This window comes from Corynebacterium sp. Marseille-P4611 (genome assembly GCF_916618765.1).
Classification (GTDB): domain Bacteria; phylum Actinomycetota; class Actinomycetes; order Mycobacteriales; family Mycobacteriaceae; genus Corynebacterium; species Corynebacterium marquesiae.
Genome location: NZ_CAKAKD010000001.1, coordinates 1,369,957 through 1,383,114 on the forward strand (window position 1 = coordinate 1,369,957; position 13,158 = coordinate 1,383,114).

At 62.3% G+C, this 13,158-nt stretch carries 12 protein-coding genes; 4 read left to right on the forward strand and 8 right to left on the reverse strand.

Annotation, left to right across the window (positions count from 1 at the left end; all coding sequences use genetic code 11):
• The first annotated feature begins 164 nt into the window (after positions 1 to 164).
• The 3 genes from LG376_RS06675 (at position 165) to thpR (ending at position 2,301) form a co-directional block, all read left to right on the forward strand.
• Complete coding sequence (locus LG376_RS06675) at positions 165 to 1,547, forward strand: YeeE/YedE thiosulfate transporter family protein (protein ID WP_225746578.1); 1,383 nt, start codon at positions 165 to 167, stop codon at positions 1,545 to 1,547.
• 85 nt (positions 1,548 to 1,632) lie between these two features.
• Entirely contained in the window at positions 1,633 to 1,755 is a 123-nt protein-coding gene (locus tag LG376_RS12595) for a hypothetical protein (RefSeq protein ID WP_005324145.1), read from the forward strand.
• A gap of 3 nt (positions 1,756 to 1,758) precedes the next feature.
• On the forward strand, positions 1,759 to 2,301 hold the full coding sequence (gene thpR, locus LG376_RS06680; RefSeq protein ID WP_225746579.1) for an RNA 2',3'-cyclic phosphodiesterase: 543 nt from the start codon (positions 1,759 to 1,761) through the stop codon (positions 2,299 to 2,301).
• On the opposite strand, the gene LG376_RS06685 is transcribed toward thpR, so the two are convergent.
• The 6 genes from LG376_RS06685 to LG376_RS06710 form a co-directional block, all read right to left on the reverse strand.
• Positions 2,298 to 3,989: an FUSC family protein gene (locus LG376_RS06685; RefSeq protein ID WP_225746580.1), complete on the reverse strand. Its 1,692-nt coding sequence runs from the start codon at positions 3,987 to 3,989 to the stop codon at positions 2,298 to 2,300. The two genes, thpR and LG376_RS06685, sit on opposite strands and share 4 nt — an antisense overlap.
• 67 nt (positions 3,990 to 4,056) lie before the next feature.
• Positions 4,057 to 5,511: an ABC transporter ATP-binding protein gene (locus LG376_RS06690; RefSeq protein ID WP_225746581.1), complete on the reverse strand. Its 1,455-nt coding sequence runs from the start codon at positions 5,509 to 5,511 to the stop codon at positions 4,057 to 4,059.
• Positions 5,508 to 6,329 (reverse strand): ABC transporter permease, encoded by an 822-nt coding sequence (locus LG376_RS06695; protein WP_198491899.1) that lies wholly within the window; start codon positions 6,327 to 6,329, stop codon positions 5,508 to 5,510. The genes LG376_RS06690 and LG376_RS06695 overlap by 4 nt, the downstream gene beginning before the upstream one ends.
• Entirely contained in the window at positions 6,329 to 7,297 is a 969-nt protein-coding gene (locus LG376_RS06700; RefSeq protein ID WP_225746582.1) for an ABC transporter permease, read from the reverse strand. Before LG376_RS06700 ends, LG376_RS06695 begins: the two co-directional genes overlap by 1 nt.
• Entirely contained in the window at positions 7,294 to 8,874 is a 1,581-nt protein-coding gene (locus LG376_RS06705) for an ABC transporter substrate-binding protein (RefSeq protein WP_225746583.1), read from the reverse strand. Before LG376_RS06705 ends, LG376_RS06700 begins: the two co-directional genes overlap by 4 nt.
• A gap of 39 nt (positions 8,875 to 8,913) precedes the next feature.
• Positions 8,914 to 9,678, reverse strand: coding sequence for a GntR family transcriptional regulator (locus tag LG376_RS06710; RefSeq protein ID WP_049378517.1), 765 nt, complete (start codon positions 9,676 to 9,678; stop codon positions 8,914 to 8,916).
• Between the two features lie 202 nt (positions 9,679 to 9,880).
• On the opposite strand from LG376_RS06710, the gene LG376_RS06715 reads away from it, so the two are divergent.
• Positions 9,881 to 10,417 (forward strand): hypothetical protein, encoded by a 537-nt coding sequence (locus LG376_RS06715; protein WP_225746584.1) that lies wholly within the window; start codon positions 9,881 to 9,883, stop codon positions 10,415 to 10,417.
• Here the strand turns inward: LG376_RS06715 and LG376_RS06720 are convergent.
• Both LG376_RS06720 and brnQ read right to left on the reverse strand, forming a co-directional pair.
• Positions 10,414 to 11,433 carry an LLM class flavin-dependent oxidoreductase gene (locus LG376_RS06720; protein WP_225746585.1) on the reverse strand — a complete coding sequence of 340 codons (1,020 nt, stop codon included), beginning with the start codon at positions 11,431 to 11,433 and terminating at the stop codon, positions 10,414 to 10,416. The two genes, LG376_RS06715 and LG376_RS06720, sit on opposite strands and share 4 nt — an antisense overlap.
• Positions 11,434 to 11,618: 185 nt before the next feature.
• On the reverse strand, positions 11,619 to 13,019 hold the full coding sequence (brnQ, locus tag LG376_RS06725) for a branched-chain amino acid transport system II carrier protein (protein WP_225746586.1): 1,401 nt from the start codon (positions 13,017 to 13,019) through the stop codon (positions 11,619 to 11,621).
• Between the last annotated feature and the right edge of the window lie 139 nt (positions 13,020 to 13,158).

Genomic DNA, 13,158 nt, shown 5'->3' on the forward strand with positions numbered 1-13,158 from the left:
CTCCTTATTTGTGCCCGGAGCGGCTGGGGTGCCTGAGGTGGCAAAGGGAAGGCCGACGGAAACGCGGAAATCTACCACCTTAAAACCGGGTTGTACGTCAATTATAGACAATTCTGTCTTAGAGGGCGTAGTCTGAAGCCCTTGATTCGAAACAAGGAGAAATAGTGATTATTACCGGACTTCTCACTGGCATCGTCTTCGGTGCCGTGCTGCAGCGCGGGCGCTTCTGCGTAACCGGTATGCTGCGCGATATTTTCCTCAATAAGTCGTGGCGCGGCTTTACCGCCCTGCTCATTTTGATTTCGGTGCATGCCTTTGGCCTGACGCTATTGACTGGCACGGGCGTGCTTTCGCCGGAAATTAGCGATTTCAAACCGGTAGCCGTCATCGTCGGCGGCTTCATCTTCGGCTTGGGCATCATCTTGTCCGGTGGTTGCGCTTCCGGCACGTGGTACCGCTCGGCCGAGGGCCTGGTCGGCTCGTGGATTGCCTTGCTGTTTTACGGACTTTCCGCCGCCGCGATGAAATCGGGCCCGCTGGCCGGGGCGAATGATTGGTTCAAGCAGTGGAGCTTGCCGGTAACCACCATCCACGGCGCGCTGCATATCTCGCCGTGGATCCTGGTGGCGGTCTTGTGGGTCGTGACCTTCCTGCTGTGGCGCCACTACCGCGCTAAGGATGCCAGCAGCCCGAAGGTAGACCTGGGCCAAGCGTGGTACGCCAAGCCGCTGAATATGAACATCGCGGCCGTGCTCGTTGGCATCATTGGCACGGTGGGCTTTGTGCTTTCGGCCAACGCTGGCCGCAACGGCGGCCTCGGCATCACCACGCCGACCGCGGACATCGTCCGCTGGACCGCCACCGGTGATTCCGCGCGCATGAACTGGGGCACCCTGTTGGTCATCGGCCTATTGGTGGGCGCGTTTATCGCTGCAAAGACCGCAGGTGAGTTCCGCGTGCGCGTTCCAGATGCGCAGACCGCGACCCGCGCTATTTGGGGCGGCATCATGATGGGCGTGGGTGCGTCGCTGGCCGGCGGCTGCACCGTGGGCAATGGCATGGTGGAGACCTCCCTGTTTAGCTTCCAGGGCTGGGTATCGCTGTTCTTTATGGCCCTGGGCGTAGGCGCGGGCGCGCGCCTGTGGCTGAAACCCAAGAGTGAGCCGCAGCAGCCGCAGACCTACTCCACCGAGGAATCCGTGGATAACTCGGTGGTCTCCGCCGAGGATAAGGTGCTGCCGAGCTTTGCCACTGCCACCGGGGCAGTAGCTCTCAAGACCAAACCGCAGGCGAAGGACAAGGCCCGCGCGCTGGGCGGCGGGCGCTATGCGCTCGATACCCTTGGCGCGGTGTGCCCATTCCCGCTGATTGAGGCCAAGCAGGTCATGGCGGAGCTGGAGCCGGGCGAGGCGCTGGTTATTGACTTTGACTGCACCCAGGCCACCGAATCCATTCCGCAGTGGGCGGCCGATGAGGGCCATGAGATTCGTGATTTCCATCGCTCGGGCGATGCTGGTTGGCAGGTCACGGTGGTCAAGGGCGGATAATTACATCATTGTCAGCTACTATGTGGAGGCAGAAGAATCGAGCGTGATTCTTGTGCCTCCTTTGTGGTTTGAAAGAAGATATCGCATGCCCGAGTTTGATGATAATTCCACCGCTGTTGCGGATATTTTGCATGCCTTCGCCGTCTTTGAGCGCGAGGAAGAACACGTGCTGGACGCGGAACTGCGCCTCAATGTCTATGCCAGCTAGGCCATGATCCGCGTCTTTGCTGCGTTATTGCCCTCGGCCGCCGCGCGTGAGCATTTGGTGCATACGCTGCGGCCCATCCACGCGGCAACTACTAATGAGCTGCGCTGGACAGATCCGGATAATTGGCATGTGACCATGGCGTTTTATGGCGAGCAGCCCAATGATGCCGCGGCGGTGCGCGAGCACCTAGCCCACGCGGTGGCAGGGCGCGCGGCGTTGGATGTGCGTTTAAGCGGGGCGGGGAGTTTTGAGCAGCGCACGCTGTGGGTGGGCGTCGGCGGGCAGGCGCGCGGTGTGCGGGAGTTGATGGCGGAGTGCCAGCTTGCCGACGTCCCCTTTAACCACCACCGCCCCCACCTCACCGTCGCGCGTGCCGGCCGGCGGACACGTGAGCCGTGGGCGCTGGCGGATTATGTGCGCGCGTTATCGGTGTATCGGGGACCGGAATTTTGCGCGGACCGGGTCTGCCTTATGCAATCCCACCTCGGCGAGGGCCGTGGTGGGGGCCCACGCTACGAGGTGATGGAGGAGTATCCCCTGTTTTAGGCGGCACGGGCCGCACGGACTTCGTGCACCAGGGAATCGAGCTCCGCGCGGGTAGCGGTGCGGTCTGGGTGGGTGGTGCAGAAATCTAGCAGGAAGTAGCCGGCGTGTTGTACGGCAATGTGCCGTGCCCAGAATTGGCGCACAGTATCGGGGTTATCCACGGCGAGGGACTGGATGGCGCGGCGCTCCGAGAGCAGCTCGTATTGCAGGTCGCGGCGCGCGGACAGCACGGCATCTGGGGTATTAACAAAGAGCAGGCCGAGCAGGGTGGCCATGGACTCCATCGCGCGGACCTGCAGGCGGGCCTGATTGCGCACGGGGGCGCTGCGCTGCCACAGCCACAGCACCGCGGTGGCGATGAGGATGGACAAGAGGATCTCGCCGCAGCGAGCCTGGATGGTGGGCCACAGGGGCCGGGTGGCGGAGTTGCCCATGAGGAGGGCGAGCGGGGTGGAGAAGATAACGCAGATGGCGTAGTTCTTGGCAACGAAGATTTCGGCACAGAATTGGCACGCGGCCAGCGCGAGCAGGAGCGTCCAGCCGCTGATGCCAAAGTAATGGAGGATAGAAAACAGCAGTACGCCAACGACAGAGCCGAGCATGCGGTGGATGCCGCGGACAGTACCCGGCACATGGTCGGGTCCCCATTGCAGCATGAGGAAAGCAGAGACCACGCCCCAGTCCGGGCGGTCGAAGCCGAGGGAGAGGCCCACCAGCACGATAATGGCCGCCGAGAGGACAATCTTTTGGGTGGTGACCATGGCGTGCGAATCCCGGACCGCGGCGCGATACAAGCGGTAGCGGCCGGTGGGGCGGGTGTGCGGGATGGCGGTGCGATCCGGATCGACGTCGGTGACACTATCGGTGAGCTGATCCGAATCGGAGCCGAGGTCGAGGGCGCGGTTATGCGCCACGATGGTGTGCTGGGCTGCGAGGGCGCGCTCCACTAGGTGGGCGCCTTGGGGGTCGATGATGCGGCCGCCGCGGATAATGTGGGCGTCGGAAAGCGCCTGCCAGGCAGCAAAGAGCGCGGTCTGCGCCTGGTGGTGGCGGGCCAAGGAATCGTCGCGGTCATCCTTGAAGGCGGCCGCGGCCTTTTCGAGCGCGGCAACCGCGCGGCGCTCGGGGCCGTGGGCGTCAATAAGGGCCGGCGCCATGCCGAGCACGAGGCTGGCTACCATGCCGGTCAGCGCCCAAAAGAGCAGCTGGCCCACGGTGACATCGGTGCGCGCAAGCATCACCGAACCGCCGCCGACCATGACCAAGAAGAAGGTGCCCGGCGGCGGCAAGCGCAGGGCATTTTGGGCAAAGCCGCACACGGCAGCCAATGCCGTGGTGTACAGGCCCGCCAGCAGCAGCCACCAATGGCCGTGGCCAGGCGCAAAGATGAGGTGGCCTACCAGCACGCCCACGGCCGCGACGGTAATGAGTGCGGTGCCGGCGGTGAGCATAACGCGCGGGCGGGTGCGATAAGGGTGGCCCTCGCCAAAGATGACGGTGAACGCGCCAGTGGAAATGAGCAGGATGGCGTAGTCGTGGCCGGTCAGCAGCGCGATGGCGCCGGGCAAGAGAATCGCCAAGCCCGCGCGCAGCGCACCGGGCCAGCGCACCGAGGCGCTATTAAACGCGGTGAGCAACTGGGTGGTGCTGGGGCGCTGCGGGATGGGATAGTCAAGCTGGGTGGCCACGGAGCGGCAGGATCCTTTCTCGGCGGAGTTATCTGACCCGACTACCTTACGCCCGAAGCCACCCGCTTTACATCTCGGCGGCCGCGATGAGCCGGCGCGTGTAGTCCGTGCTGGGCGAGGCCCACACGGAGTCGGTCGCGCCGTGCTCGATGAGCCGGCCGCGTTCAAGGACCGCAACGCTCTCGCACAGGTGGCGCACCACCGCGAGATCGTGGGTGACAAAGAGCAGGGTGAGCTTGCGCTTGGCGATGACCCCCGCCAATAACTCCAGCACCTGTGCGCGCACCGACATATCGAGGGCAGAGACGGCTTCATCGGCCAGCAAGATATCCGGCTCGCCGCACAGCGCGCGGGCGATGGAAATGCGTTGGCGCTGGCCACCGGAGAACTCGTGCGGGAAGCGATCGAGGCTCTCGGATGGCAGCCCGACCTCCTCGAGCGCGGCCGCCGCGCGAGCGCGCTTGTCGGCCTTGCCGGGATTGCCAGGGATGGCCTCTGCGATGGATTTCCAGATTTTCAGGCGCGGGTTGAGCGAGCCTTGTGGGTCTTGGAAGACCATCTGCACACGACCGCGGACGTCGATGTCACCGCTCGTGGGCTGGTCGAGCCTGGCGATGAGTTTGAGCAGGCTGGTCTTGCCTGAACCGGATCCGCCCACGATGCCCAGACGCTCGCCGTGGTGCACACGCAGATCGATGGCGTCGAGCGCGGCGTGTTCGCCGTGGACCTTGCTGACCCCGCGTAGCGTCACCAACGCATCTTCCGCCGTGGCCGGAGAAAGGCTAAGTTCCGGCGGCCGGGAGGCGGCGATGAGCGTGCGGGTATAGGGATGCTCGGGTTGGGCAAGCACGCGCTCGGTGGGGCCGGATTCCACCACCGCGCCCTGGTGCATGACTAGGACGTTGGGGCACATACGGCGAATGACGCCCAGGTCATGGGTGATGAAGACTAGCGCGGTGCCGCGAGCCTTGGTTACGCGCTCGATGACGCGCAACACGCCATCTTGCGTGGTGGCATCCAGCGCGGTGGTTGGTTCATCGCAGATGAGCAGATCGGGGTGGCCGGCCATGGCCATGGCAATGAGCACGCGCTGGCGCTGGCCGCCGGAGAGCTGATGTGGGAATCGGGAGGCAATGTCGGCATCAAGCTCCACCTCTTCGAGAGCGGTTGCGGCATCGCGCACCCCGGCTTGAGCCAGCTGCTTGCCCACGCGCATAAGCGGATCCAGCGCGCTCATCGGTTCTTGGAAGACCATGGCCATGGTCTTCCCGCGCAGGGGGCGGATGCGGGCATCGCGTGCGCCGACTACTTCGTAGCCATCCACGGTGACGGAGCCGCTCGCGCGTACCCCATCGGGTAAAAGCCCCATGATGGATAGCGCAGTGAGCGATTTTCCGGAGCCGGATTCACCAATAATGCCGAGTTTTTCACCGGCCGCGAGCTCGAAGTTAAGCGGCCCCACAAGGGCAGTGGTGGACCCGGGGGCGGTGACGGTCAGGTTATCTACGTGGAGCAGGCTCATCGCGCGGATCCTTTCAGGCGGGGATCGAGGAGGTCACGGAGGGCGTCGCCAAGCAGGTTAAAGCCCAGCACCGTCGCCGCAATGGCCAGTCCCGGCCAGAAGGCCTGCAGGGGAGCGGTGCCTAGCAGCGACTGGGAATCTTGCAGCATCCGGCCCCACGAGGCCGCCGGTGGGGCAGTGCCCAGGCCGAGGTAGGACAGGCCGGCTTCAGCCAGGATGGCGAGGGCGAAGTAGACGGAGGCCTGTACGATGAGCAGTCCGGCAATATTAGGCAGGATATGGCGCCACGCTACCTTCCAGCCGGGCACTGCGGAGATGCGCGCGGAGGAAATATAGTCCTGCGTGATAACCTGCAGCGTGCCCGAACGCGCCACGCGGGCAAAGGAGGGAATGCCGGCGATGCCGATGGCAATCATGGCCGTGAGCGTCGATGGGCCCCAGACCGCGCCAGCAATAATCGCCAACAGCAGGGCGGGGAAGGCAAGCAGCAAATCCGCGCCGCGCATCACCAGCGCATCGACCCACCTGCCGCGACGCATGCCGGCGAGGATGCCCAATGGAACGCCCACGAGGGCGGCGATACCCACCGCAATGAGCCCGACAAAGACCGTAATCTGGGCTCCCGCCATGATGCGGGAGGCGGTATCGCGCCCAAAGCGGTCCGTGCCCAGGAGGTGCTCGGCGCTGGGACCGGCAAGGCGCACATCCGGGTGCGCCAGCGTCGGGTCATAGGGCGTCCACACCAGCGAAAGTAGCGCCACCAGCACCGTGGCGGCGACGAGGATGGCTCCCAGCCAGCCAGAAAAACGCAGCTTCATTATTTCTCACCTGCCGTGATGCGCGGATCGATGAATCGGTAGGCCACATCCGTTAAGGCATTGACTACCAAGGCGAAGGCAACGAGCAGCATGACCAGGGTTTGTACCGTGGTCAGATCGCGCACCGATACCGCGTCCAAGAGCATGGAACCAATACCGGGGATGACAAAGACGGACTCAATTACTACAGCGCCTACGACCATCGTGGTCAGCTGCACGCCGGCCACGGTAAGCACCGGCAGCGCCGCATTGCGCAGGCCATGACGCTTTAGCGCTTCCCACGGGGACTGGCCGAGCGCACGGGCGGTGCGGATATAGTCTTGATTCAGCACATCAAGCACCGCCGAGCGCACGTAGCGCGTCAGCATTGCGCCCTGCACCACGGCCAGCGCAATGACCGGCAAAATAAGGTGGCGGATAAACTCACCCGCGCCCTGGTTCGGCGGCACCCACCCATTGGCCGGCAGCCAGCCTAGGTGAACGGCAAAGATGGCCACCAGAATGATGCCGAGGAGGAAGCTTGGCACCGCAATGCCCAGCTGCGTGCCGGCCGAAACTACATCCGCACCGCGGGTACGGTTGCGCAGTGCCAGCCACATGCCCACCGGGATAGCCCCGGCCAGCGCAAGCAGCATCGCCAGGCCAATGAGGATGAGCGTGACCTGGACGCGGTCCAGCACCAGCGGCGTAATATCCTGCTGCGAGGACAAAGACTGTCCAAAACTGCCGGTAAATAGGCCTTTTATCCACTCCCAATATTGCGTGAGCAGCGGGCGGTCCAGTCCCAGCTCAGAGCTGAGCTCGTCGACGGCCTCTTCGGTCGCATTCACTCCCAGCGCAACCCGCGCCGGGTTGCCTGGCACCGCGCGCATGAGCGCGAAGATGATGATGGAGGCGGCAAAGAGTGTTAACGCAAAGCGCAGCAGCGGGCGCACGATGGCGCGCCCAGTATTGCGAAGGGAACTCATCGGGCCTCCTTTTCGGTGTTATCTGCGGCGGCAGCTTTGGCGTCGACGTCCGCGTCGGCAGAAGTCAGGTCGCGCAGGATGAGCGCGTCGGTGACCTGATCCGGATGCAATCCGCGCACGCCGGCGCGGGTGAGCACGATATTGGGCATATTCATCAAAGTCAGCGCGCCGGCATCCGCCATGATCTGATCCACAGCCTGCGCCATGAGCTTGGGGTAGTCCTTCTCGGGTGCGGAATCGGCCTGAGCCAAAAGCTCGCGGGTGCGCGGGGAATCGTAGTTGAGGTAATAATCCGGATCGCCGAACAAGGTGGGTACATCGCGCGGCTCCACGTGGGAGATGAGCGACATCTGATAGTCCTTTGCTCCCATCACCTGGCCTAGCCACACGGCCGGGAATTCGGCGGATTCCAGCGTCACCTTAAAACCAACCTCAGTAAGCTGCGAGTACAGCAGCTCAGCGACGGTCTGGGCGTAGGGCAGCGTCGGCGTGGTCAGTGTAATTTCGGCGCCTTCCGCGCCGGCCTCCGTGAGCAGCTGGCGGGCCTTATCTGGGTCGTAGTTGTAGTAGTGCTTGCCCTCGAACCACGGATCCGTAGGCGGGATCGGTGCGCCGCCGGTGTCCTTGGCCATGCCATTCCACAAAATGTCATTGGCTGCCTTGCGGTCTACGGCATAGGCGACTGCCTGGCGCACGCGCGGATCGTTGAATGGGGCGCGGGCATTATTCATGGACAACAACACCTCACCATTGGTGGTGCCGACCTCGGTAGCGATGCCGTCCTTGACGTCATCGAGAAGCTCCGGGTTTTGCACGCCCCAGACCACGTCCACGCCGCCGGCCTGCAGCGCATTGACCGAGGAGATGGTGTCTGGGAAATAGCGCACCGTCACATCCTGTGCCGCAGGCCTTCCCCAATAACCGTCGCGAACGTGCAGCTCAACGAATTCCGAGGGCGCAAAGCGGGAAACCTCATAGGGGCCGGTACCCACCGGCTGGGCGGCGAGGTTATCCATGCCATTAGGCGTCATCATCGCGCCGGTGGCTGTGCCCATGGACCAGAGCCAGCCATTTGACGGCTGCTTGAGGCGCACCTTGAGTGTGTGATCATCGGTGGCCGTAACCTTGTCTACCGGATCCATGGCGGCGGCGATGCCGTTGGTCCACTTCTCGCGCACATAATTAATGGAAAAGACCGCGGTCTCGGCGGTAAAAGCATCGCCATTGGAAAAGGTGACGCCTTTGCGCAGGTGGAAGGTATAGCTGCGGGCATCGTCGCTGATCTCCCACGAGGTGGCGAGCCCCGGGGTGATAGAACCGTCCTCATCGATGCGCACGAGAGTTTCGTAGACATTGTCCATGAGTACGGCGGGGATGGCGGCACCACCGGTAGTGGTGAAATCCAGCGAGGTGGCCGCCGAGGTGGAGGCTACGGTAAGGGAAGTAGAAGCGGAGTCGCTAGCTGCCTGGGAGGTATCAACCACCGCGGTATGACCTGCCGAGCACGCTGATACGGTTCCGACAGCGGCCGCCATGGCGAGGCTGCCCAGCGCCCTGCCGGCGCAAAATTTTCTCATAGAAAGCAGGGTAGCCGCTGGGAATAGCTGCCGTGAAAATTATGCAAAATTTCCTGGTGTGGGGATAACTTCTAGGGGTGAAACGCCCCCACGTACGCTATTCATAGCCAGCTTCATGCGGTCCGCGCGGTAGAGGTAGACCGCCAATTCCACAGGCTCGCCGGAGTGATTGGAAATCTCCATCTGCAGCCGCCACAGTGGGGTGCCAGTGGCTACTCCAAGCGCCTCAGCATCCTCGGCGCTGGCTTTTTCCAAGGTGAGTTCGCGGCGCACATTATCAAAGTCCACGCCGCAGTCGCGCAGGCGCGCATGAATAGATCCGGCATCCGCGTCGAAGTCTAGGATGTGCTTTCCCACCACCATGGGGAAATACATGCGCTCGATGGCAATGGGGTGGTCTTCGGTATAGCGCACGCGGTGGACGAAGACGACATTTTGTTCTGGGTCTACGCGCAGAAAGCGGGTGATATCCCGCGGCGCGCGGCGGCGAGCCAGCCACAGGGTGTGCTGTTGTGGATCCACGTCATATTCGCTGAGCCAGCTGGAGATGGAATAGATGGATTCAAAAAGCTCTGCCTGGGTAGAGGCTAAAACGGTGGAGCGGCGCCCGCGGCCGGAGGAAACTAGCCCTTTGGCCCGCAAAGCCGCAACTGCTTGGCGCACGGGTCCGCGGGAAGAAGAAAACTTCTCGCATAAATCTGCTTCACTAGGCAGAAAATCGCCTGGTTGCAGCACGCCAGAGCTGATCTGCTCTCGCAGGTAGTCAGCGATCTTTCTATGCTGCTGTTTATCGCGTGGGCTCATTCAACCTTTGTCCTTAGTCTCTCCGGGGCTTTTCGCAGCGGAGCGAAACACAGTAATGCTATTCCATTTTGCAAAGGCACGCTAATGCAATGAAGCTACCGAGCATGCGTGCCTCGCCCGGTCGAGGGGAAGGCAAAGGAAAAGGCCACGCGCCGTCCGACCAGCGCCGAGTTAGTAGGCGAGCACGCTAGGCTAAGTGACCGTGGATGAGAGCACCGAAACGATTGAAGTACGCGCGGCCAGCGGCAGCGTGCGCCTAGGCAAGGCGGTAACGGTGGCGGTCATCATCGCCGTCGCCCTGCTTGTAATCGGTGGGGTGCTTATTTACTCGGCGCTGCAGGAACCGGCTGGTACGCGCCTGCACTTCGTTTATCTCATTGCCGCGCTCATGCCACTAGGCGGGGCGCTATGCGCCATGTTGGCGGTGGTGGTCTCAGGGCGGCGCAGGACGCGTCCGGTGCTGTGCATTGGCGAGGAAGTTTCCTTACCTCGCCAGCGGACCAGTTTCGCCGCCTCCGAGCTAGAGCGCATGCAGTTCTATTCGCTCGAGCCGAGCCAAAATTTCCTTGTCCTGATTCCGCGTGGGGTACGCGTTTCTACCTTGGACGAAGCGCAGCAGTATTCGGCGCGATTGCCGGAGCAGGCGAATCTGGGCCCGCGGGAACTCGAGGAAAAACTCCGGGAACGATTCCCCGAGGTGCCCATCGATCACTTAGGCCAGGTGCGGGCCGAAGACTAGCTCGGGGTGCCGGCTACGCGTGCCGGATCGAGCTGCCAGCCCTGCGCGAGCAGCTGCATATTCTTGATTACTCCCTCGTGCGAGCTGGACTGCAGCGAGACCATGAGCTCATCGGCCTTGGCGTGCTCCTGGAAGGTATCGAGGTAGCTGGCCACCTCATCGGCAGTGCCGACGGCGGAGTACTTCAGCATGTCTAGGATCTGTTGGCCCTGGTACGAGCCGATGATCTGCTCTACTTGCTCATCGGTGAGGTGCTTGCCGCGGCCGGCGAAGGCCTTGACACGGTTGAAGCACACGCGCTCATATTCTTCCTGCGCCTCTTGGGTGGTATCGGCGGCGGTGACGTTGACGCCGGCGATGACATAGGGCTTGCTAAAGCGCTCGGAAGGCTGGAATTGCTCGCGGTAGTAGGAGGTAGCTTGCTCGAGGTGCTGCGGAGCAAAGTGAGAAGCAAAGGCATAAGGCAGGCCGAGCTTGGCGGCTAGCGAGGCGCCGAACATGGATGAGCCCAAAATATAGATCGGCACGTTGGTATTGGCACCTGGAACGGCGCTGACCCCCGGAATATAGGACTTGCCCTCGAGGTAGGAGTTGAGCTCTTTGACGTCTTCGGGGAAGCGTTCGGCAGAGTGGGCGTCGCGGCGCAGGGCGCGGCCGAGGGTATTCATGTCCGTACCGGGGGCGCGGCCCACGCCCAAGTCAATGCGCTCGGGGTACATCTCCTCCAAAGTGCCGAATTGCTCCGCAATGACATAAGGGGAGTGGTTGGGCAGCATCACTCCGCCGGAGCCTAAGCGAATGCGCTCGGTCTTTGCGCCGATATGGGCGATAAGCACGGCCGGGGAAGAAGACATGATGGACTTCATATTGTGGTGCTCGGTGTACCACATGCGAGAATAGCCCAGCTTTTCTGCTTCCTGTGCCAATTCCACAGAGCGGGCGATGGATTGTGCTGGGGTTTCGCCCTCATAGATGGTGCAGAAGTCCAAGACGGAAAGATGCGCGCGTTCGGTCACGGGGGAGCCTTCCTTTTGCTTTCGGAAAATTCTGTCTAAGTTCTCTTCTTCCAACGGTACGCGCCGCCTGACTATTCCGGGCGAGGCGATACCGCATCGCCGCCGGGACCTGTTGACATAAAAATCCCCTCCGCCTCGGCACCGTGGTTATGTGCGGAGGGGAGGGGTAAGGCAGGACTAAGAGACTAAGCCTCAGCGAGGGCATCGGCCTCCGCCGACTCTGCCGCCGGCGGGTTGGCAGCGGCGTGCTTCTCGCCGGCCTTGGTGGCGATATCGACAACGAGGCCTATGACTGCCGCGATGGCGGTAGGAACAATCCAGCCCAAGTCCACGGCCTGGCCAGGAGCCAGGCTCAAGAGGAGATCGAGCGCGTCGGCGCCCCAGCCCTGGGCGGCGATGACGGACAGAGCCGACCACAGCACCGATACCCACAGCGCCAGGCGGTAGGTCCAGTAGAAGACAACGGACTTCTTTACCACCGGCTGGATCAGGGTGAGGACGATAAGGGAGATAGCCGGCGGATACAGGAAAGTAATGAAGGGGACTGCAATGGACAGCACTGTATCCAGGCCTTGGAAGGCAAAGAGGATGGACAGTGCGGTAAATAGGCAGGCCCAGACGTGGTACTTCACCTTGGGCACAAGCATTTCGAAGAAGGCTGAGGTGGAGGTGATAAGGCCCACTGCGGTGGTCATGCAGGCCAAGATGACGATGGCAGAAAAGACGGCTTGGCCGATGGTGCCCATGGTGAGATTTGCGGCGTCGGCAAGCAGGGGCGCTCCTGACTCATAGGACTGGCCATTAGGAATGGTTTGGCCTACCCACGCCAAGCCCAGATAGATAGCGGCCAGCAAAGCGCCAGCAACCAGAGCGGCGGTGATAGTGCCGTTAACCAAGGACTTTTTGGTCTTAAACCCCTTGGAGCGCAAAGAGCCAACAATCACGATGGAAAAGGCCAAGCCCGCAATGGCATCCATGGTGTTATAGCCCTCAAAAAGGCCGGTGACCATGGGGGAAGAAGCATAGTCCGTGGTAGGGGCCTGGGGATCGCGGGGATTGTTGAAAGCTGCCAAGGCGATGAGGATAACCAACAGCGCCACCAAAGCCGGGGTGAGGAATTTACCCAAGGTATCGATAATGGAATTCGGCTTCCAGGACAGCGCTAGGGCGATGAGGAAAAAGACCACATTGAAGATGCCATTGGCCATGGTTCCTTCCCAGCCCAGCAGTGGGGTGATGGCGGTTTCCATAGAAACGGCGCCGGTGCGCGGCAGGGCGTAAAAGGCGCCGATGGCAAGGTAGGCCATCACAGAAAAAACGAGGCCGAAAAGCGCGCCGCCGTTGGAGCTCAGGTCGCGCACGGAGCGGCCAGAAATGGAGACGGCGACAATGGCTAGGACCGGAAGGAGCACGCCGGCGGCGAGGAAGCCGAGGACAGCGGGCCAAAAATTGGTGCCGGCCGAAACACCCACCATGGGTGGGAAGATGAGGTTGCCGGCGCCGAAGAACATCGAAAACAGCATCAACGAGGCAATTACGATGGTGGCGCCGGGCTTAGAGGTGCGTGACGCAACTGGGGTAGCCATGGTGGCTCCTTAATTTTCCATGTACAGCTAGTATGCGATGAGGATCCCGTTCCGCCGAGGGGTGGTGGCGGGGTGGGGATCATCCTCGCGGTCCGAGGTGGCGGGTCGCGCCTGTTCGTGTAATGAGACATTACTGACC

What these genes read in the sequence shown, in the direction of transcription:
- LG376_RS12595 (WP_005324145.1), top strand. Translation starts at nt 1,633, where the DNA reads ATGCCCGAGTTTGATGATAATTCCACCGCTGTTGCGGATATTTTGCAT.
- thpR (WP_225746579.1), top strand. Translation starts at nt 1,759, where the DNA reads ATGATCCGCGTCTTTGCTGCGTTATTGCCCTCGGCCGCCGCGCGTGAG.
- LG376_RS06690 (WP_225746581.1), bottom strand. Translation starts at nt 5,511, where the DNA reads ATGAGCCTGCTCCACGTAGATAACCTGACCGTCACCGCCCCCGGGTCC.
- LG376_RS06695 (WP_198491899.1), bottom strand. Translation starts at nt 6,329, where the DNA reads ATGAAGCTGCGTTTTTCTGGCTGGCTGGGAGCCATCCTCGTCGCCGCC.
- LG376_RS06700 (WP_225746582.1), bottom strand. Translation starts at nt 7,297, where the DNA reads ATGAGTTCCCTTCGCAATACTGGGCGCGCCATCGTGCGCCCGCTGCTG.
- LG376_RS06705 (WP_225746583.1), bottom strand. Translation starts at nt 8,874, where the DNA reads ATGAGAAAATTTTGCGCCGGCAGGGCGCTGGGCAGCCTCGCCATGGCG.
- LG376_RS06710 (WP_049378517.1), bottom strand. Translation starts at nt 9,678, where the DNA reads ATGAGCCCACGCGATAAACAGCAGCATAGAAAGATCGCTGACTACCTG.
- brnQ (WP_225746586.1), bottom strand. Translation starts at nt 13,019, where the DNA reads ATGGCTACCCCAGTTGCGTCACGCACCTCTAAGCCCGGCGCCACCATC.